A 19,523-nucleotide genomic window follows, 5' to 3' on the forward strand; every position below is an offset into this window, starting at 1 on the left:
CCTGGGAGATGGCTGTGCGGAGGCCGTGCGGCCCTATGGATGTAGCTGGCAACTGCCTCCTGAAAGACGAGAAACCAAAAGGCACTTTCCCAAACGGCGACAAGGTTTGTCTCTCATGATCACGCGCGAGGCTATCCTGTCTCTCAAAGCGCCGCGTGAATTTCCTTAGGAACAAACAGCAATTCTTTGCTAAGCGGCGGACCAGCGCGACACTGTGCTCCATTTGCAACATCCGGTTGCAAATTGTTCCCTATCATCGTGACGGCTATCGCCCGGCGCAGTACGGCCTGTCATGCTGTCAGCATCATGCTCGTCACTCACTATGAGCGAGGGTTGTGGTTCGGCAGGAGATTGCCATGAGAATGACGAGGGCGCTTGGCGCTATTGCATTTGCGACCATTGCATCAGTACCGACGATTGTCTCGGCAGATGAGAGCGGCATCAGCTTTTGGATTCCGGGCACATTCGGTAGCCTTGCCGCCACGCCTCAGCAGCCCGGTTGGTCGGCTGCGTCAATTTACTATCATACCTCAGTGTCTGCCGGCAGGGACGTGGCGCGCGCTCGTGAGATCCAGATCGGCCGTATTCCTGCGAATCTGACAGCTACCTTGAACGCAAACGTCAATGCGAACGTCGATCTTGGCCTGCTGAACGCGACCTACGTCTTCGCGACACCGGTTCTCGGTGGTCAGGCGTCTGCAAGCCTGATCGGAATCTACGGCGCAAATACAACCTCGCTCAATGGATTGGTGACGGGCTCGCTTTCAACACCGGGCGGCTCAATTCCGTTCTCGCGCTTTGATTCCGTCAGCGATTCCATCACTGGCTTCGGCGATTTGATCCCCCAATTCGCACTGCGCTGGAACGCGGGCGTCAACAACTACATGACCTACGTGATGGGTGACATCCCTGTCGGCGCTTACCAGTCCACGCGCCTCGCCAATATCGGGATCGGGCATGGGACGATCGATGCGGGCGGCGGCTACACCTATTTCAATCCACAGAGCGGACATGAGCTCTCCGGCGTGCTAGGCTTCACCTACAATTTCACAAATCCTGACACGCAGTATCAAAGCGGCGTCGACATGCACTTCGACTGGGGCGCTTCGCAATTCCTGAGCAAGCAGGTCCAGATCGGGCTGGTGGGCTACGTCTACAAGCAACTTGGCTGCGATAGCGGCTCCGGCGATCGCGTCGGCTGCTTCCGCTCGCAGGTCGCGGGTGTCGGCCCGCAGGTCGGGTTTATCTTCCCGGTTGGTGACATGCAAGGCTACCTCAACTTCAAGGCCTACAAGGAATTTGCCGCGGAAAACCGGCCTGACGGCTGGAACGCCTGGGTGACGTTTGTCATCTCGCCGGCAGCACCAACACCGACCGCGCCACCGAGGCGGATGATCACGAAATAAGGCTTTGATGAGCCGTGGCGGCCCAGCTCCCGCCCCGGCAATCGCCAGCTGACCTGCCCGGCTCTCCCCGGCGAACGCGCTGCGCCACCGCTAGCTACACCACCACCGGGGAGACGACCTCGGATCCGGCACGGCTGGTTGTGGATGCACGAGGAGCGGGGACTGATGTGAAGATTGCGCTTGCTGGAGTCGAGCTGTTCGCATGAGAAATTGCCGCAGAGCATTCAACTCTTGCGGGTGTGGTGCTATTTTTGCAGCTTTGTTACTAACAACGACTAATCGTCATCTTTGCGGCATATGGTACCTCCAGCCCACGCAAGGGCGATCATTCGATCAGGGAGGCTACTTTGCATCGCTCTTCTATTCTGGTCCTCGTCGGTATCACTGCAAGCGCGGCGGCGTTTGCTCATGATCACCCTAGTCGGCTTCACGGGACCTATGCGATGACGGGCGCATCGGACTGTATCCAGAACTCGGCGTCGATCGGATTCGATTCGAACTTCTTGCCGAAGGGTCCGGTCGTGTTCTTCGCCACCACCGTCGACGGCGTCATGGTGTTTCGCGCCGACGGCACCGGCACGGTGAACAACCGGTCCTTCACGGTCGACGCCGGCGAAGGGACGACCAGCGATATCTCGTACCAGATCACCTACTCGATCGACCCCGGTGGCAAGCTGTCGGTCAAGGCGGTGCCAGGTACGTACAGCTCCACGACCCTGACCGGACCGAACGCCGGGTTGACGCAAGTCGTCGATGTTCCCGACACCAGCGGATTCATCGGCGAAGCAGCACGGGCCATCGTCCTCGCTCCGCCCGCGCCGACCGTCCTGACGGTCAGTCGTTCCAATGGCACCCAGTTTGCCCGGATCTGCAATGGATCTCTCCTCATGACCCGCCTCAGCGACGACGACCGCTGATGTAAGGGCGAGCCATTGTTCGGATTGGGGAGGAAACCATATGCACCGCTTTCTTATTTTGGCCGCCGCTGCGACGGCAAGCACGGCCGCGTCTGCGAATGATCATGCAAGTCTACGCGGAACCTATGCGTTAGCTGGCAAATCGTTGTGCATCCGGAATCCGGCCGCTGTCGGATTCAATTCGAACTTCACGCCAAAGGGCGGCCCGCTGAAGCTCTTTTCCTTCACCGTCGAAGGCGTCATGGTGCTTCGCGCCGATGGCACCGGGATGATGGATGTCCAGGACTTCTCGGTGGACACCGGCGGAGGCGAGACCGGCGTTACCTCATACAAGTTCACGTACACGATCACCTCCGATGAGAGGGTGTTGCTTAAGGCGGTGCCGGGCACGTACAGCCACACGATCCTGACCGGCCCGATCGCCGGGCTGACGCAAGTCGCCGACGTTGCAGATGCGACTGGGGTGATCAGCGAGGGCGCGCGGACCATCACATTCGCCCAGCCCGCGCCGATCGTCCAATTGGTCAGCCGTTCCGATGGCAACCAGTACGCTCAGATCTGCAATGGATCGCGCATCTATATTCGCATCGGTGATGCCGATCGCTGATCTCGCCAACGGCGGCGCTCTGTGGCCGGCGCCGCCGTCCCGCCCCGAAGCTTGTTTCTCTCGCTCGGGCGGCCTCCTCGTCGCTCCCTTGGGCGCGGCGAGATCGGGGCCGACCTGTCCCGCCGCCCGCAGCAAGGGATAAGAGGGGATGGTGTCGAAACCGATTGACCGCCCGCACCATGAAAGGGACCGGATCAAGGTGAAAACCGTAAGCGTCCGGCAATGGCGTGCCTGACGAAGCTCCTGCTCAAGCCAGCGCGAGCGCCTTGGTAAAGCCTCAATCCGGCCGTCACCAGCTGCTTTGAGATGCCTTCGCGTTGAAGCGCTTTGCCAAGTCTGGGATCACGTGGTGCAAGACATGGACGAAGCGGCCGTTGTAAGGCACGGACCCATCACGAGAATCCGATTCGGATCCGCATCCCTTGCGGGCCGGTCGTTGGGCGAGGTGAGCGTGACGAATCCGAGGACCATCGCAGAGACGAATGCTGCCGCCGTTCGGGCCGATGTCCGCGGCCGATCGGCCCATGATCGAGCCCATGGCTCGACGCCGCCGCACGGTCGAGGCTGCATGACCAGCGATCGGCTTCGCGTCGCGCTGGCCGCGGGACTGCTGGGGGTGGGATCGTTGCTGTCGGGCTGCGCCGGCATGAGCGACAGCGTGTCGACCGCCTTCGCGGATCCGGCCAAGTATGAGCTCTATGACTGCAAGCAGCTCGAGGCCGAGCGCAAGGCGCTGGCCGGGCGCGCAGCCGAGCTGCAGGGCCTGATGGCCAAGGCAGAGACCGGAGCCGGCGGCGCGGTGGTGGCCGAGGTCGCCTATCGCAACGACTATATCGCGATCCGTGGCCAGACCCAGTTCGCCGAGGAGGCCTGGCGCCGCAACAAGTGCCAGGAGACCCCGGCGCCGCAGCCGGCTGCTGCGAAATCCGGCAAGCCGGTCAAGCCGGCGCGTCCCGCGCGGCCGATGGCCTCCGGTGCGGGTACGCCGTCGACCCTGCCGCGGGACGGCTCGGTCTACTGAGACCGGGCCACTTCGCCTACGGCCGCCAGTCGTAGATCCAGCTCTGCCGCGCCGACAGGCGCTGCGGGCCGAGCGCCTTGATGCTGAGGTCGCGGGCCAGCGCCAGCGGTCCGGTCATGTGATAGAGGCGGCCCTGATTGCGTGCGGTGCGCTGCACCTGGCCGACGCGCGGGCGGCGCAGCTTGGCGTAGCGTTTCAGCGCAGCCGGGATCGCGCCCGGACCGTCCGGGCGCGCCTCGCTCAGGCACTTGGCGAGCACCACCGCGTCCTCGATCGCCATTCCCGCGCCCTGCGCTGCAAAGGGCAGCATGGCGTGCGCGGCGTCGCCCAGCAGCGCGACGCTGCCCTCGGTCCATTCGATGCCTTCGGGGACGCCGAACAGCGCCCATTTGCGCCAGCCGTCGACCGCATTGAGCAGCAGCCGCGCCGTCGCGGGCCAGCGCGGCGGCGCGAACGCCGCCTTGAGCTCGCTCGGATCACCCTCCGTGCTCCAGCCCGGCCGGTTCCAGGTCCCCGGCACCACCGCGACCACGTTGACCTGGCGGCCGGCCGAAATCGGATAGGCGACGAGATGGGCCTCGGGGCCCATCCAGAGCTGCACCCGCGCTGCCGTCAATTCGCGTGGCAATTGCCGGGCGTCGAGCGTGCCACGCCAGGCGATCAGGCCGGAGAACTCGGCGCGGACCTGCGGAAACAGGTGGTGCCGGACCGCCGACCACACGCCGTCGGCGCCGATCAGCGCCAGCGCCACGTCCTGGCGGCGCTCATTGCCGCGGCGATGCACCACGGTCAGGCCCTTAGCGTGGGCGGCGACGTCCTCGAACTGGCAGCCGAGCCGCAGTTCGACGTCCGGATGCGCCATCACCTCCGCGGCCAGCGCCGCCTGCAGATCGGCGCGGTGGATCACCCAATAAGGCGCGCCAGCCGCCTGGCTCGCGGCCTCGCCGAGCGGCAGGCGGGCGATCTCGCCGCCGGCCCGCGCGCTCATGATGCTGACGGCGTCGGGCACCACGGCACGCGCGGTCAGCCGCGGCCCCAGGCCGAGATCGAGCAGGATACGGCTGGCGTTGGGCGAGAGCTGCAGGCCGGCGCCGACCTCCTCGAGCCGTTCGGCCTTCTCCAGCACGACGACGCGGAAGCCCTTGGTGGCGAGCGCGAGCGCAGCCGTCAGGCCGCCAATTCCGGCCCCCGCCACATAGACGGTACGCGATGCCACGACACGCCGATCAGGCGACGTCCTTCAGCACGCATTCCGGCGGCCGCGCCTCGCCGGCGGCGAGGTCCGGCGCATAGCGGTACAGCGTCGAGCAGTACGGGCAGATGATCTCTTTGTCGTTGCCGAGATCGAGGAACACGTGCGGATGATCGAACGGCGGATTGGCGCCCACGCACATGAACTCATGCGAGCCGATCTCGATGACGGGGACTCCGGCATCGTTGTTGAAATGCGGGACGATGTTATCGGCCATCGGTATCACCTCGCGTGGCAACGGGAGCGTATGCGGTCAGCACGACGGAGCGGGACGGAACTGAGGTCGCACGGCCGCGCGCGTCGAAAACGGCGCGACCATACTGAGCCTTAAGGCCAATTCCTAGTGCTGGGAACCCGCGTTTGGTGCAACGCACGCCGTTATGTTGTGGCCTGTGGATTCGACACAAACTCAGGGCCGCCGAGAAGCCCTTCTTTCGTCGGGGCCGTTGTGCCAGGCACGGGAATTACTATGTCTCTCCGCATCGTTCCCGCGAAAACGTGAAGGCGGCGTGATCTCGAAGCGAATCAAGCTGGGACTCGGTCTGGCGCTGGCCGGGCTCGCCGTGAGCGCCGCGGTCGGCGCTGCGATATGGCCGCACGCCTATGGGGCCGGAGCCATCGTCGTGGCGCAGGACGATCCGGCGAGGCTGTCGGAGCTTCAGATCGCGTCCGTTCTGCAGAACGATCCGGCGCGGATCATCGGCAATATCGAGGACGCGCTCGCCGCCGGCGATCCAGATCTCGCGGAGAGCTTCGTCGCGCTCGCGCGGGATCAGCAGGTCGCGCTCGACGAGGTGCTGGTGCAGCGCGTGAGCGATGCGGTGGCCGCCGAGAAGGCGCCGGCCAGCGTTGCCAAGCGGTTCGCGACCGGGCTCGTCACCGGCCAGGCCGACGACGTCGCGAGCCTGTCCGGCACGGTGGCCGGCGATCTCTTCGTGTTCGGCGACATCCGCGACGCGGTCCGCGAAGGCAAGCATCTGGTGATGGGCGAGGAGACCGACCGCCTGGTGCTGGGCCTGGCCACGGCCGGTCTTGCCGTCACCGCCGCAACCTATGCCTCGGCCGGCACCGCCGCGCCAGTGCGGGCCGGGCTGACGCTGGTGAAGGATGCGCGAAAGGTTGGCCGGCTCGGCGAGGGGCTCGCCGCCTGGGCGGGACGCTCCGCGCGCGAGGTGGTCGATGCGCCGCTGTTGCAGCAGGCGGTGGCCTCGGGCTCGGTGCTTCGTCCGGGCCAGACCGCGACCGCGATCCGGGCGGCGTTCCGCGCCGAGAAGGCCGGCGCGCTGGTGCGGCTCGCCAAGGATGTCGGCCGCATCACCGAAAAGGCCGGCACGCGCGGCGCACTGGATTCGCTCAAGCTCGCCGAAGGACCGAAGGACATCGCCCGCGCGGCCCGCCTGGCGGAGGCCAAGGGCGGGCAGACGCGGGCGATCCTGAAGCTGCTCGGCCGCGGCGCGCTGCTGCTGACCGCGGGGGCATTCAATCTCGCGCTCTGGCTGTTCGGCGCGCTGATGACGCTGCTCAGCTTCGTCGCATCGCTGAAGGCGATGACCGAGCGGGCCACCCAGGCCTGGCTCGACCGGAGCCGGCGGCGCCGCCTGCGCCGGATGCAGGCCGCGGCCGTCGCTCCCGAACTGGCCGCAACCGCGTCCTGCGGCTAGAGCATGATCCGGAAAAGTGGAAGCCGGTTTTCCGAAAAGATCATGCTCAAACAAAGGGATAAGATCATGATGCGATTCCGTGGAATCGCATCATGATCTAGACTTCGTCCGACCAGCTTCACTCCAGCGTTCCGGGATTCGCGACCGATGCCGAGCTTTCACAACGGCGCCGTTGAAATTGCCTTCATCGACGAGGGGGAGGGCGATCCGATCGTGCTCGTCCATGGCTTTGCCTCGAGCAAGAACGTCAACTGGGTCTATCCGGCCTGGATCTCCGAATTGCGCAAGGATGGCCGCCGGGTGATCGCGCTCGACAACCGCGGCCATGGCGATTCGGCCAAGCTGTACGACCCCACGCTGTATTCGATCGCGGAGATGGCGAGCGACGTCACGGCGCTGATGGATCATCTCGGCCTCGCCAGCGCCGACGTGATGGGCTACTCGCTCGGCGGCCGCATCGCCGCGCATATCGCGCTGACCGCGCCAGAGCGGCTGCGTTCGGCGATCTTCGGCGGCATCGGCATGGCGATGATCGAAGGCGGCGGTCCCGGCGAGAACGTCGCCGCCGCGCTCGAGGCGCCCTCGATCGATAACGTGACCGATCCCGTGGGCCGCACCTTCCGCGCCTTCGCCGACCAGACCCGCTCGGACCGTCTGGCGCTGGCCGCCTGCATGCGCGGCTCGCGCGGCCTGATCTCGCGCGACGACGCCCGCCGTATCGCCGTGCCGGTGCTGGTCGCGGTCGGCACGGCCGACGAAGTGTCGGGCTCCGGTCCGGCGCTCGGCGCGCTCATCCCCGGTGCCGAAGTGCTCGATATCCCCAATCGCGATCACATGCGCGCGGTCGGCGACAAGGTCTACAAGGCCGGGGTGATCGACTTTCTGTCACGGCGCTGAAGCCGTAGCCCGGGCGAGCGCAGCGACCCCCCGGGGTCTCCGGCACAGCGCGCGAGACCCCGCATGTCGCTATCCCGACGCCTTGCGGCGCCGGCTGTCGCTGATGCGGGCTACGGGGGCGTCATGCGGCGGAGCCGTCCACACGCTCGCCGCTGAACCACCTCGCCGCCGCGATCAGCGCGGTGAAGGTGGCGATCCACACCATCCGGGCGCCGTAGCGGTCATGCGGGCCGGAGATGACGCCGCAGATCACGGCATTGCCGAGCAGCGCCAGGGTCACGGTGATGGCGAGCAGGGCCACGTCGTCGCGCCGCCGGCGCCAGATCGCGTGCGCTGCGATCGCCGCCGCCGCCAGCATCGAGGCCAGCGCGACCGGCACGTGCAGCCAGTTGATGACGGCGAAACTGATCTCCCAGTGCTGCTGGTGTGCGGCGCGCATCTTCTTGACCTGCGAGGGGACGTAGCGCTCGATGATGCCATAGGTGTGCGGCAGCCAGCCGTTGGTGCCCTCGCCGGTCGCCACATGCACCAGCTGCTCGGCGGTGGCGACCGCGGCGGCCCTGGCCTGCCACAGCGGGTAGGCCGCGAGCGACCGCTTCACGATGAAGCCCATCTCGTCGTTCATGCCCTCGAAGCGGCCGAGCTTGTTGAACATGCTGTTGCCCCACAGGAAGTCGTCGGCGGTGGGCGGCAGCTCGTTGCGATAGGGGCAGAGCTTCAGCTTCTCGCGGGCGCAATGGTCCTTCAGATATTGCGCCACGATGCCGTCCTGGAGCATGCGGCCGAAGGCGACGCCGGTACCGCCCGGCGTCCACGCGAGCTGGCCGGACAGGGCAAAGTTGGCCGCGAGCAGCATCGCCGCACCCGCGACGATCGTCATGCTGGCCTGGACCAGGCCGGAGAGCGCGATCTGCCGGCGCAGCCAGGGATAGGCGATCCAGCCGGCGCAGCACAGGCCGAACAGCACGCCCAGCGTAGCGCTGTGGGTGGCGGAGGCGAAGGCGACGAAGCCGAACAGCGCGCACTTTTCCAGGACGGTGGTCCGGCGCGCCTGAGTGACCATGATGTAGAGCGCGAGCACCGACAGGCCAGCGAAGATGTCGGTCAGCAGCATGCTGGCGAGCCAGGGCAGGGCGGTGGTCAGGATCAGCAGCAGGCCGATCCAGAGCAGTCGCAGCGGTTGGGCCAGTCCCAGCAGGCGCAAGGTGAGCTGCAGGATCCACAGCGTCGCCAGCGCCTGCAGGCCGAGATTGAGCCAGAAGCTCGAGCCCTCGCCCCAATGCAGATAGAGCCCGAACACGGTCGAGCGGCTCGGCACCAGATAGCCTTCGTACCAGCGCGCGAGATAGCCCCCGGTGTCCCACTGCAGCAGCGGGTAGCCGTTCCACAGCGCCGGCGCGACCAGGAAGAGCGGGATGACGATGACGGGGAGCCAGGCCAATCCGGCCTCGGTCGCGCGTTCGTCCAGGATCTGAGTGTTACTGATACCCGTGTCCCCCCGATCAGGAGCACCGTGGCCGAAGTATGGTCAGGGCGATATTCACTAGTAGACGCAGAGCGATGGATGGTAAAGCCGATCCCGTGATCGAACGGGGGGCCGCCGGCCTTCGATCCTCCGGGTGGTTCCTTTTTGCCGCAGCCACCGGTATCCGCCCCACCCGCCCTCCCGCAGGGTGCTCCAGGGGGCGGGAACGGATTGCTTCCCCGGTGATCGTCTTGATTTTGGGTTCCTGCTGCCCACCTTGAGCCGACGCGGTGCCGAATGGCATGGCGGCGCAACCGGGACGTCACCGGCGGGGCGTAACGGAAATGTCTCAATCCCGTGTTCTCTGGGAGGCAGGCTGGCTGGAATGGATCCCCGGCCTCGCGCAGCCCGCTGAGGACATCGTTCCATGCGCCGTGCTATAAGGCCCGCCCACTGAAACTGCGAGAAGCAGCCATGGCTATGCATCAGACCAATCCGCAGCAGGGCAGCAAGCTGGCGACGCTTGATCCGATATGGGATCGGATCCGCCACGAGGCAGAAGAGATCGTGCGTCGCGAGCCCGAGCTTGCGACCTTCATCTATTCAACCGTTCTGCACCACGGCCGTCTCGAGGATTCGGTCGTGCACCGGGTTGCCGATCGTCTCGATCATTCCGCGCTGTCGGGCGACCTGATCCGCCAGACCTTCGACGACGCGCTGCGCGACGAGCCGGACCTCGGCCATGCGTTTCGCGCCGATCTCGTCGCCGTCTACGATCGCGATCCCGCCACCACGCGCTTCATCGATCCGTTGCTCTACTTCAAGGGCTTTCACGCGCTGCAGACGCACCGGCTGGCGCATTGGCTGTACCGCAAGAGCCGCAAGGATTTCGCGTTCTATCTGCAGAGCCGGTCTTCGGCGGTGTTCCAGACCGACATCAATCCGGCGGCGCGCATCGGCCGCGGCATCTTCCTCGATCACGCCACCGGCTTCGTCTGCGGCGAAACGGCCATCATCGAGGACAACGTCTCGATTCTGCACGGCGTGACGCTCGGCGGCACAGGCAAGGAGAACGAGGATCGGCATCCCAAGATTCGTCACGGCGTGCTGATCGGCGCCGGCGCCAAGGTGCTCGGCAACATCGAAGTCGGTCATTGCGCGCGCATTGCCGCCGGTTCAGTCGTCGTGAAGCCGGTGCCGAACAACGTCACCGTCGCAGGCGTGCCGGCGAAGATCGTCGGCGAGGCCGGTTGTGCGGAGCCGTCGCGCACCATGGATCAGATGATCAACGCGATCGGGATCTGAGCCGCGAGCGCGTCGGCGACAGCGAAGTCAAGACCTTCTCATCCAGGGAAATTCGTGCGAACACATTGGCGTCCGTGGATTTGACGATCCGCCGTTTGTCTTGGCGGAGTGAATGTGAGATCCACGGCGTCCCTTTCAGGTCGTTCGACATCGCCGGCTCGTCTTGCCTCGATCGATGGGCTGGAATGTCGAACTCATAAGGACACGGACGTTCGCGCTGCAACGTCCGCATCATCTGCAAACCTCGCTGTCGATTGGAGATCACCGTGGACGTTCAGGAAGTCAGGAAGCTCGACGCGTATCTGAAGCGCGTGTTCGGCAATCCCAAGATCCGTGTGGTGCCGCGGCCGAAGAAGGAAGACTCCGCCGAGGTCTATATCGGCGAAGAGTTCATCGGCGTGCTGTTCGTCGACGACGAGGACGACGACCGCTCGTTCCAGTTCCAGATGGCGATCCTGGAAGACGATCTGGTCGAGTAGTTGCCGGATGCAGCGGCCCGCATGAGCGCGAAGCGCATGCGGGGACGCTTGCGAAGATGGCGGCGTTGCCAGAACGAATCGTGGTGCAGGCGCGCCCAGGGGCGCGCTCGCGCGGGTTGAGAGAGCAGCTCCCGCAGACCGGCTCCAGCGTGCTTACGCACACGCTGTCAGCACGCAATCCGTCCGCGGATGAGCCCAGCTTCCATCCACGCCGTCATTCCGGGGCGCGCGAAGCGCGAGCCCGGAATCCATAGCCCCAGGACGGCGTGAGACGCGCGATGGCCGTGGCGCATGTGGTCGCCCCAACATCCGCTCGTGAGTATGGATTCCGGGCTCACGCTTCGCGTGCCCCGGAATGACGATCGGAGAGAGTTTGGCAGCTCTCACATTCGACGTCCGTGCGCGGGCTGCGCTCATCCGGGCCACGATTTCAACGATTGCCTACGACCTACTTCACCGCGTGCATCTGCGCAGTCAGCCGCTCCATCGCGCTCGCCACGTCCTGCCATTGCGACAGCCAGCTGCGGGGGTAGCGAAACACGAGATCCGCGCCCTCGACGCGGCGCTCGCTGAGGCACATGCCCGGCGTGGCGGCATCACGCGTGCAGCGGGCGACCAGCAAAGGCTGCTCGGCCGTGAACAGATCCTCCATGTCGTACGCTGTGCCCGCGCGGAAGCTTCGCATGCTCAATCCGTCCTGCACCGGCACGGCCGTCGGATTGAGATAGCGCGGATAGATCGTCTTCAGTCGCATCTCGGGCGACATCGCGTCGTGATGCGCCGATATCGAGACGAAGATGCGATCGATCGGGTGCGGCGCCTGATCGATCTGGTCGGCGCTGACGTGATGCGGCGCCTCGGGCGGCGTGAGCGAGGGATATTCGAAGCCGAGATCGACGCGCTCCTGCGGCCCCGTATGGCGCTGGATCTTCACCCGGATGGCGGCCGCCGGCACGTTGAACACGGTGCCGCCGATGCTGACCGGCAGGCGCTCGGGTCCCTTGAAGGTGCCGGCGCGCCAGGTCGGCCAGAGCAGGTAGGCGACCAGCGCGATTGCCGCCGCCGCCAGCACGCAGCCCAGGATGATCGGCACGGCATGGCCATGTCCGTTCGAAGGGCGGGCACTGCGGACCGAAAACATCGTCATGGCGGGCAGGGGATCTCAAGGACCGAATCAGCGCCGACTATGCCATGGCGATGCGGCATTCTGCAGAAACTTACCTGCAGGGAGCCGCGCACCGGCCGCGGCCGCCATTAACCCTTCCTTAAGGATAATGTGGCGGGCGCGGTCGCTTTTTGCCAAACCAGCATCGGTCAGTTCTGCAAGTGTGTGAGTGCGTACGATGTCGGCAGAGGCGTTCAATTCCCTGTTCTCGCTCCTCATCGGTTTCGCCTTGGCCGGCGCCTTGGCGAGCGGCTACCAGGCCTATGCCGAACGTCCGCCGGGATTCGAGCTGCTGCAGGAGGGCGTCACGCCCCGGCGGTTCGCCGCGGTGCCATTCCTGGTGTTCGCCGCGCCTTTCATCATCATGCGCAACACGCTGCGCGGCGCCCGCATCGAGCGCCGTCGCTTCGAGTTCGTGATGCTGGCGACCGTGATCGCCGGCTTCTGGAGCATGATGTGCGGCACCTTCGTGGTGATGACGCTGCGCGCCGCGGGCGTGCTGGCCTAGTTCCCGTGCCGGGCGCCGCAGCGGCGCTTGCTTGAAATCGCTCCGGGGGCTGTGCCAAGGTCGCCTGCGAACGGGAGACCTCGATGGCCATCTACGAACTCGACGGGCAGGCGCCCGAGCTGCCGGCGGACGGCAACTACTACATCGCCGACAATGCCACCGTGATCGGCCGGGTGAAGCTCGCCAAGGAGGTCACGGTCTGGTTTGGCGCGGTGATCCGCGGCGACAATGACTGGATCGAGATCGGCGAGAGCTCCAACATCCAGGACAACGCCACCTGTCACGTCGATCCTGGCTTCCCGCTACGCGTCGGCCGCAACGTCACCGTCGGCCACAACGTGATCCTGCACGGCTGCACCGTCGAGGATGATGCCCTGATCGGCATGGGCTCGATCATCATGAATGGCGCGCATATCCGCCGCGGCAGCGTCGTTGGCGCCGGCGCCATCATCACCGAGGGCAAGGATTTTCCGGAATACTCGCTGATCGTCGGCGCGCCCGCGCGTGTCGTGCGCACGCTGGAGCCGGCGCAGGTCGAGCGCATGGGCATCGCGGCCAAGGCCTATGTCGCCAAGGGACCGCGCTACACCAAGGGTCTGAAGAAGATCGGCTGACATCACGGCCGATGGAGTCGGAGATTCTTCACGTCCCTTCGGACTCGCCTGCCTCCGCTGCGCTGGCGACACGTTCGTGGCCGCTCGCCCACAGCGCATGCTGTTCGCTGCCGTCCTGATAGGGATTGGCCTCGGCCGGAATGTTCTCGCGCGCGGCGCGCTCGCCCTGTTCGAACGGGTCGGTGCTCATGCTGACGTCCTGCTCCTCTGCTTCGGCTTGTGCTTCGACTGGTTTCTGGACTTGTCGTCGGGCTCGTTCTTGCGTTTGCGCGCAGGCTTGCCTGCGCCATCGCCATCCTCCGCAGCGCTCTTGCGCAGCGCGTCCTTCAGATCCGCCGGTACGCCGTGCTTTTCCAACAGGTCCATGAACGCCTCGTCGGCGAGGTCCTGCAGACTCAGCATCTGATCGCCGCCGAGCTGCTTGAGCTTGTCGAACGTGTCCTCGTCGAAGGCGATCAGCTTGCGCACGGCTCCTTGCTCTCCTCGCCCCATCAATCCTCTCCGATCAACATTCGTTCCGGAACGCGGTCCGTCCGGTTGGGTTGAAGTGTAAAGGGAGACGGTCCCATGGCCAGGTTTTCATTGGGCACTTTGATCGTGATTGCAGGCCTCGGCACGGCCACTGCGGTGTTTGCGCAAGGCGGTGGCGGCGGTGCGGGAGGCGCTGGCGGTGGAGCGAGCGCCGGTGGCGCGGCGAGCGCGGGAGCCGCCGGCATCGGCACGACCGGTACCGCTGCAGGATCAGGGAACGTCGCCGGTCTCGGCAACGCGCAGAACGGAGCCGGAAGCGGCAGCAATCCCTCGCGGCTGTCGCAACCGGGGGCGGCAGCTGCAAACGGGACTAACAGCCTCGGCACAGCGCAGTCGTCCGGCTCGGGCGCAAGCCGGGTGGGGTCGAGCAATTCCGGCGTCACGACCGGCGTGGGTCGTGGAGCGGCGGGAGGCACCGCGGCGACGGGACCGAACCGCGCCAGTGATACCGATGAGCAGGTTCAGCAGGAGAACAAGACGGTCGACCGGAAGGTGAAGAGCATCTGCCGCGGTTGCTGAATATTGCCCGCGGCTCCGGACGTCACGTAACGACATCGAGATCGCGCAGATGTGAGCGGGGTTGCCCGCGCGCCGTTCCAAATCCGGCTTAGAGACATCCCGCTGGGAGCACAGAGTACAATGACGCTCTCATGCCGGTTGAATTTGGAGACGGATCGATGCGCAAGAGATTGATGGGATTGCTGGCGGGCGCCGTGATCGCGGCCGCAATGATTCCGGGCATGGCGTCGGCGCACGGGCCGGGCGGTTTCCATCATGGCTTCGGCCATCGTGGCTTTGGCCCGGGTTTTGGACTCGGGTTTGGCTTGGGTTTTGGTTATCCCGGCTACTACGGATACGGAGGCTATCCCTATTACTACCCGTACACCTACGAGGACCTCGGCGGCTGTTACGTCGCCCGCAAGCGTGTGCGGACAGCGCGCGGCTGGCGCTTCCGCAACGTCGAGGTGTGTGAATGAAGCTTGGGCGAGGCGACCGGCCGATCCGGTCACTTCGCCTTAACGACATCTCGTGACGATTTGTTGCCGCTCCGATCGGCGGAGCGGCGGCGGAGAAGTAGCTGGCGCAACGCTTGCATGGGATCCAGGCATGATCAACACACTCACATCCCCTGAACTCACGTTTGTCTTCATGGGCGTCGTCGTCAGCCTGGGCGCCGCGCTGGTCTGGATGGCCTGGGAGCTCGAGCAGGGCGGCAGGCAGCTGGCGAAGATCCGTCGCGACGATCGTCGCCTGCGCTAGCAGCCGACGGTCCGGCGCCCGCATGAACGCAAGCGACATGCGGCAAGCGACATGCGGGAAGCCTCGCGGGCGCAGTCTGACGGGTTCGCTCGCCCGGGCCGCGGCTGTCAGCTCAGCACGCCATATTTCTTGAACCACGCCTGCATCTGCGCCCAGCCGTCCTCGGCGGCGTCCTTGCGATAGCTGGGGCGATAATCGGCGTGGAAGCCATGCGGCGCGCCGGGATAGATCTTGAACTCAGCGGTCTTCTTGTTGTCGGCGAGCGCGGTCTTCATGGCTTCGACGCTGGCGACGGGAATGCCGGTGTCGGCTTCGCCGTAGAGGCCGAGCACGGGCGCCTTCATCTCGGGTGCGAGCTGCGTCGGGCTCTTCGGCCAGGCGGGATTGGGCGGATCGATCAGCGGGCCGTAGAACGCAACGCCCGCCTTCAGCGCCGAACTATGCGCCGCATATTCCCACACGGTGCGGCCGCCGCGGCAGAAGCCGACGATGCCGAGACGCGAGGTGTCGCCGCCCTGCGACTTGGCCCAGGCCACCGTCGCGTCGAGGTCCGACAGCAGCTCCGCGTCGGGCTTGGCATTCACGATCGGCAGCAGGTCCTTGATCTCGGTGATCTTGGTGAGGTCGGTCCCGCTGCGGAAGTAGTAGTCCGGCGCCACGGCGAGCGCGCCGAGCTTGGCGAGACGGCGCGTCACGTCCTTGATGTACTGATGCAGGCCGAAGATCTCCATCGCGACCAGCACGACGGGCGGATTGCTGGCGCTGGCGGGGCGCGCGAAATAGGCCGGCATGTCGCGGTCGCCGACCTTGATCTTCGCATCTCCGGCATTCAGGCCGCTGGTGTCGGTGGTAATGACCTCGGCCCGCACCGGGCCGGCAGCCAGCGTGTAGCCGGCCGTCACGGCAGCGGACGCGGTCATGAAGCCGCGGCGTGAGAAGGGGGCGACTTTTGTCAGCCCGATGACATCGGACGTCAGTGCTGGATCGGCGGACATGGGGGCTCCTCTGCGTCTTACGGGCGCATTGAGCCGAGAATTGACGGGGAAAAGCAAGTCACCAGCCGGAGAGCCGCGGCGTCGGATCCGTTCCGGGCGGTCGAACGCGCCGCCACAAAAAACAAGGCCGTCGGCGCAGTATGGCGCCAACGACCTTGCCAGCCCCGGATATTGAAATTGGCCCTGTGCCATCCTGAAATTGGCTCGCCATCCGGTGAAGGCAGGATGGCGTGACTCCCGGTTTCAATCTGTGAAGCACTTCACAGGATCCTGGGAATATTCGGCGGGCTTTCTACGAGCAGGCGTCGGGACCGGCCGTCTCAGGATCGGTTACGACGATGCCGATGGCCGCCGCGGCTGGCATGGGCGCGGGCGCGGATGCTGCGGTTGCGTGGAGCAGGCGCGGCCTGCTCCGAGCTCTGCGTGCTGGCGAACGACTGGCGCAGGCCATCGATGGAGTCCTTCAGGGTCGAGACCTGGTCCGACAGGCGCTTGGTGTCGGCCTGCTGGGCCGCGAGCAGGCGGCGCATGCTCTGCAACTGCTCCTGCATCATCTGCAACTGGTCGATCGATTCCTGCTGGGTGGCCTCCAGGCCCTTGGTCTTCTCCACCAACTGCTCGGACGCCTGCACCGTGCGCGCCTGCAACTGCCGCGTCACCGCGCCGCGCTCGGCTTCCGGCGCGCCGCCATAGGCACGCCACAACATGATGCCGCCGATGCCCGCGATCAGCACCACGAGCGTCGCGGCTGCGAGCGCGATCGGCTGGGCGCCCTTGACGGGGGCCGGGCTGAGCTTCTCGGGGTAGCGTCTGGTGTCGCGCGTCACCGGATTCATCACGAAACCACCCAAATTGAAAAAGCTTCGGATGCTCCTCCCGAAAACTGGGAGAGGCGAAAAACTCGAGCAGAGAACGCTGTCCGCCCAGCCCGCAAATCGTGCATCTGGCGAACGAACCAAGTCGTCAGGTTTTGATTAGGAAATCCGACAAAAGCGAGGCCTGCAAGCCCGAAATGGCGCGCCCGCCGCATGCACCACGCCGGTTCCGGGGCGCGGTCGCGACCAGCCGAAAACTGCGGCCGGACAAATGCTTACTGCGTTGCGCTGCAGTTCCGGCAGATCGTGAGCTTCTGCTTGAGGCGGGCCTCGTCGGCGAGGTCGGCCGCCTGTTCCTCCTCCCAGCTCATCCGGCCGCGATAGCCGGAGCTCGACTGCGCGGACATCACGTCGACCCGCGAGTCGCCACGGCGCTTCGCGCCTTTGCGCGACGTGCCGATGTCCGGCTCCGTCACCATCTCGGTGTCGGCGTCGGAGGTGGCGACACGGCCGTCCCAGTCGGCCGCAGCGCTCGTCGGCTGCGCGGTAATCACCGCGGGCGTAGCGGCCATCGCCGGCGCGGCTGGGCCCGCCGCGGCCAGCGGTCCCGAGCAGCCGGCGCCGGACATGCAGCAGTTCGCCAGGGTCAGGGCCGCGGCCAGCAAGGTCGCGCTTCGCAGGATCATCATCATGCCGACAACCTAAACCCGACGGTCGAGGGAAAACAAGGTTGGCCGGCCGTTGCCGCGCCCCGCCTGCGACATATCGTCAAAGCAAGGCCAAAAAAAGTTGCGGCCAGGCCTTGGGGGAGGCCTGGCCGCGCGCGAACCGGTCTGGGACGGGGAGGGGTGGGGATGTGACCGGGTCGCGTAACTCGAATTCGTGTCTCGCCTCTCTGATCAGCGCTTGCGGACGCCTTAGCGTTCTCTGGCGCTGGCGGTGGCCACTGCCGGGCGACCGTCGCCGAGCGAGACCCAGACGTTGGGGTCGCTCTGCGACTGCCGCTTGACGAAGCGGTAGCCGGTCTCGGTCCAGGCGACGACGCTCTCGTTCTGATTGTCGAGCACGTACTCGCCCTTGTCGGTCTTCACGGTGAGGACGGCGTGTCCTTCACCCTTCTTGTCGCGCACCACCGTGATCAGCAGCGCCTCGCGGGGCCAGCCGGCATCGATCAGCAGCTTGCGCTTCAGCAGCACGTAATCCTCGCAGTCGCCGTAGCCGTCCGTCGGCAGCGACCATTTCTCGACCACGCCCCAATGGTCCATGTCGGTGATGGGCTTGACGTTCTCGTTGACCCAGCGATTGACCTTTAGCAGATCGCGCCAGGCGGTCTGGGACAGCACGATGTCGCGGGGCTGCGACGCGCCGCCGCGGCATTCCTCGGGCGCCTCGGTGCAGAACTCGACCCAGCCGATCGGCGCCCGTGCGGTGTCGCCCAGGCTCGCATAGAGCACCCGGTCATCACCGGCATGCGCCATCCCGCCCATCGCCATCAGGAAGGCTGCGACCGCCCACCCCGTTGCCTGTCCCGTCCGCTTGACCATTTTGGCCCCCGTTTTCGTTGGGACCATGTGTCTCACAAAGATTTTTCGCTGCCGCTAAATCGCCACGATGGATTTGACGCAAATCCAAGTAAAACAAAGGGCTTATTCGACTTTCACTTGAATCGAATCTAGCTAAAATTTGAATCATTCGCGGTTGAATCGAATGCGCTGCATTAAGCCGGGAACCACTGCCGTTGCAGGGTCCCCTGCGCTTTTCCCGTCAACTATTAACTGCGCCGGATCACCTGTGCGCTGGCCGAACGCCACACGGCGCCCGTGGTGGCGGACGCCGTGTGCTCCGTGAAGTTGCGGGATTTCAGAGGCTTGCGGCTTTACCGCGCGGTAACGCTGTCTTCGAGCGTTTCGGCGAGCTGGGCGTGCGTGAACTCGATCGCGAAGCCGCCTTCGAGATTTCGCACCACGCGCGCCTGGACGCGGCCGAGCATGACCTGCGATTTCAGCGGCGGCCTGGTCTCGGCCGCAATCGCCGCGCCCGACAGCGACATGTCGATGATGCGGCAGGTCATCTTGGTGCCGTCCTCGAGCGTCAGCACCGCGATCGGGTTGCGCGGAATGATACGGTCGTGGCGGCGATCCTCCGGCAGATTGAGGATGTCGCGGTTGGCGAGCCAGGTCAGCTGCGCGGCGAGCTTGTCGCGCTTGCGCGCGGTGGCGCCGATCGTCATGGCGAAGCCGTTGTCGATGATGCGGGTGATCTTGCCCTCGACGCGGCCGATATGGTCGAGATAGGCGATCACGCGGTCGCCGACATTGCCGATGCCGGGCGCGAGCAGCGCCAGCCCGCCCGGCGACATGTTGATCACCTGGCAGGGAAACTCGCGCCGGTCGGGCAGCATGTAGCGGCCGAGCAGGTGGACCTTGACCCGCTGGAAACGGCGGCGCTCCTCGGCGGCCGGAAGAGAGAGTTTTTTGTTCGGCAACGCCATGTTTCGCCACTCAAAGCCGGCTCTTAGCGTGCCGGATGATCCAGTGTTGAAACTAAGTCCTTCACGGTTAATTCAGCGTTACGTTGTGCTCCTGCAGCACTCTGCCGCGGGCCATGACGAGCTGATAGAATGGG

Annotated in this window: 24 protein-coding genes; 13 read left to right on the forward strand and 11 right to left on the reverse strand. The window is 65.6% G+C overall.

Features of this window, described 5'->3' with window-relative positions:
* The first annotated feature begins 362 nt into the window (after positions 1 to 362).
* The 4 genes from QW887_RS13235 (at position 363) to QW887_RS13250 (ending at position 3,951) form a co-directional block, all read left to right on the forward strand.
* On the forward strand, positions 363 to 1,406 hold the full coding sequence (locus QW887_RS13235; protein WP_315714978.1) for a transporter: 1,044 nt from the start codon (positions 363 to 365) through the stop codon (positions 1,404 to 1,406).
* Between the two features lie 443 nt (positions 1,407 to 1,849).
* The gene (locus tag QW887_RS13240) at positions 1,850 to 2,323 is read left to right on the forward strand and encodes a hypothetical protein (RefSeq protein ID WP_316194606.1); all 474 of its coding nucleotides are present in this window, start codon (positions 1,850 to 1,852) and stop codon (positions 2,321 to 2,323) included.
* Between the two features lie 40 nt (positions 2,324 to 2,363).
* Complete coding sequence (locus QW887_RS13245) at positions 2,364 to 2,930, forward strand: hypothetical protein (protein ID WP_315714695.1); 567 nt, start codon at positions 2,364 to 2,366, stop codon at positions 2,928 to 2,930.
* Positions 2,931 to 3,498: 568 nt separating this feature from the next.
* Positions 3,499 to 3,951, forward strand: coding sequence for a hypothetical protein (locus QW887_RS13250; protein WP_315714694.1), 453 nt, complete (start codon positions 3,499 to 3,501; stop codon positions 3,949 to 3,951).
* Between the two features lie 16 nt (positions 3,952 to 3,967).
* Here the strand turns inward: QW887_RS13250 and QW887_RS13255 are convergent, their stop codons facing one another.
* Both QW887_RS13255 and QW887_RS13260 read right to left on the reverse strand, forming a co-directional pair.
* Positions 3,968 to 5,167 (reverse strand): FAD-dependent monooxygenase, encoded by a 1,200-nt coding sequence (locus QW887_RS13255; protein WP_315714693.1) that lies wholly within the window; start codon positions 5,165 to 5,167, stop codon positions 3,968 to 3,970.
* A 10-nt stretch (positions 5,168 to 5,177) separates the two neighbouring features.
* Entirely contained in the window at positions 5,178 to 5,420 is a 243-nt protein-coding gene (locus tag QW887_RS13260) for a zinc-finger domain-containing protein (protein ID WP_315714692.1), read from the reverse strand.
* A 292-nt stretch (positions 5,421 to 5,712) separates the two neighbouring features.
* Between QW887_RS13260 and QW887_RS13265 the strand changes: the two genes are divergently transcribed.
* On the forward strand, positions 5,713 to 6,864 hold the full coding sequence (locus tag QW887_RS13265) for a hypothetical protein (RefSeq protein ID WP_409977892.1): 1,152 nt from the start codon (positions 5,713 to 5,715) through the stop codon (positions 6,862 to 6,864).
* A 147-nt stretch (positions 6,865 to 7,011) separates the two neighbouring features.
* Positions 7,012 to 7,761, forward strand: coding sequence for an alpha/beta hydrolase (locus QW887_RS13270; RefSeq protein ID WP_315714691.1), 750 nt, complete (start codon positions 7,012 to 7,014; stop codon positions 7,759 to 7,761).
* Positions 7,762 to 7,882: 121 nt separating this feature from the next.
* On the opposite strand, the gene QW887_RS13275 is transcribed toward QW887_RS13270, so the two are convergent.
* Positions 7,883 to 9,247 (reverse strand): hypothetical protein, encoded by a 1,365-nt coding sequence (locus QW887_RS13275; protein ID WP_409977901.1) that lies wholly within the window; start codon positions 9,245 to 9,247, stop codon positions 7,883 to 7,885.
* A gap of 453 nt (positions 9,248 to 9,700) precedes the next feature.
* Here QW887_RS13275 and cysE point away from each other — a divergent pair, with 453 nt between their 5' ends.
* Positions 9,701 to 10,531, forward strand: a complete 831-nt coding sequence (cysE, locus tag QW887_RS13280) for a serine O-acetyltransferase (RefSeq protein ID WP_315714689.1) — start codon at positions 9,701 to 9,703, stop codon at positions 10,529 to 10,531.
* Positions 10,532 to 10,797: 266 nt separating this feature from the next.
* A complete protein-coding gene (locus QW887_RS13285; protein ID WP_006611186.1) occupies positions 10,798 to 11,010 on the forward strand; it encodes a DUF3126 family protein in 213 nt (70 codons plus the stop codon).
* A 448-nt stretch (positions 11,011 to 11,458) separates the two neighbouring features.
* On the opposite strand, the gene QW887_RS13290 is transcribed toward QW887_RS13285, so the two are convergent.
* The gene (locus QW887_RS13290; protein ID WP_315714688.1) at positions 11,459 to 12,157 is read right to left on the reverse strand and encodes a hypothetical protein; all 699 of its coding nucleotides are present in this window, start codon (positions 12,155 to 12,157) and stop codon (positions 11,459 to 11,461) included.
* Positions 12,158 to 12,353: 196 nt separating this feature from the next.
* Between QW887_RS13290 and QW887_RS13295 the strand changes: the two genes are divergently transcribed.
* Together QW887_RS13295 and QW887_RS13300 are read left to right on the forward strand one after the other, a co-directional pair.
* On the forward strand, positions 12,354 to 12,683 hold the full coding sequence (locus tag QW887_RS13295) for a DUF6949 family protein (protein WP_009027540.1): 330 nt from the start codon (positions 12,354 to 12,356) through the stop codon (positions 12,681 to 12,683).
* Between the two features lie 83 nt (positions 12,684 to 12,766).
* Positions 12,767 to 13,297: a gamma carbonic anhydrase family protein gene (locus tag QW887_RS13300; RefSeq protein ID WP_315714687.1), complete on the forward strand. Its 531-nt coding sequence runs from the start codon at positions 12,767 to 12,769 to the stop codon at positions 13,295 to 13,297.
* Positions 13,298 to 13,325: 28 nt separating this feature from the next.
* On the opposite strand, the gene QW887_RS13305 is transcribed toward QW887_RS13300, so the two are convergent.
* Both QW887_RS13305 and QW887_RS13310 read right to left on the reverse strand, forming a co-directional pair.
* Entirely contained in the window at positions 13,326 to 13,487 is a 162-nt protein-coding gene (locus tag QW887_RS13305) for a hypothetical protein (RefSeq protein ID WP_315714686.1), read from the reverse strand.
* On the reverse strand, positions 13,484 to 13,789 hold the full coding sequence (locus QW887_RS13310) for a hypothetical protein (RefSeq protein ID WP_315714685.1): 306 nt from the start codon (positions 13,787 to 13,789) through the stop codon (positions 13,484 to 13,486). Before QW887_RS13310 ends, QW887_RS13305 begins: the two co-directional genes overlap by 4 nt.
* Positions 13,790 to 13,864: 75 nt before the next feature.
* Between QW887_RS13310 and QW887_RS13315 the strand changes: the two genes are divergently transcribed.
* From QW887_RS13315 to QW887_RS13325, 3 genes are all read left to right on the forward strand, one after another.
* Entirely contained in the window at positions 13,865 to 14,347 is a 483-nt protein-coding gene (locus QW887_RS13315) for a hypothetical protein (protein ID WP_315714684.1), read from the forward strand.
* 158 nt (positions 14,348 to 14,505) lie between these two features.
* Positions 14,506 to 14,805, forward strand: a complete 300-nt coding sequence (locus QW887_RS13320) for a hypothetical protein (RefSeq protein WP_315714683.1) — start codon at positions 14,506 to 14,508, stop codon at positions 14,803 to 14,805.
* Between the two features lie 130 nt (positions 14,806 to 14,935).
* Entirely contained in the window at positions 14,936 to 15,088 is a 153-nt protein-coding gene (locus QW887_RS13325; RefSeq protein ID WP_315715000.1) for a hypothetical protein, read from the forward strand.
* A 107-nt stretch (positions 15,089 to 15,195) separates the two neighbouring features.
* Here the strand turns inward: QW887_RS13325 and QW887_RS13330 are convergent, their stop codons facing one another.
* The 5 genes from QW887_RS13330 to QW887_RS13350 all read right to left on the reverse strand — a co-directional run bounded on the left by QW887_RS13330 (position 15,196) and on the right by QW887_RS13350 (position 19,389).
* Entirely contained in the window at positions 15,196 to 16,008 is an 813-nt protein-coding gene (locus QW887_RS13330) for a dienelactone hydrolase family protein (RefSeq protein ID WP_409977902.1), read from the reverse strand.
* Positions 16,009 to 16,403: 395 nt separating this feature from the next.
* Positions 16,404 to 16,919 carry a hypothetical protein gene (locus tag QW887_RS13335; protein WP_315714681.1) on the reverse strand — a complete coding sequence of 172 codons (516 nt, stop codon included), beginning with the start codon at positions 16,917 to 16,919 and terminating at the stop codon, positions 16,404 to 16,406.
* Between the two features lie 254 nt (positions 16,920 to 17,173).
* Positions 17,174 to 17,590 (reverse strand): hypothetical protein, encoded by a 417-nt coding sequence (locus tag QW887_RS13340; protein ID WP_315714680.1) that lies wholly within the window; start codon positions 17,588 to 17,590, stop codon positions 17,174 to 17,176.
* A 225-nt stretch (positions 17,591 to 17,815) separates the two neighbouring features.
* Positions 17,816 to 18,442 (reverse strand): transglutaminase-like cysteine peptidase, encoded by a 627-nt coding sequence (locus QW887_RS13345; protein ID WP_315714679.1) that lies wholly within the window; start codon positions 18,440 to 18,442, stop codon positions 17,816 to 17,818.
* A 332-nt stretch (positions 18,443 to 18,774) separates the two neighbouring features.
* Positions 18,775 to 19,389: a PilZ domain-containing protein gene (locus tag QW887_RS13350; RefSeq protein WP_315714678.1), complete on the reverse strand. Its 615-nt coding sequence runs from the start codon at positions 19,387 to 19,389 to the stop codon at positions 18,775 to 18,777.
* Between the last annotated feature and the right edge of the window lie 134 nt (positions 19,390 to 19,523).

This window comes from Bradyrhizobium sp. SZCCHNRI3052 (assembly GCF_032484895.1).
Taxonomy (GTDB): Bacteria; Pseudomonadota; Alphaproteobacteria; order Rhizobiales; family Xanthobacteraceae; genus Bradyrhizobium.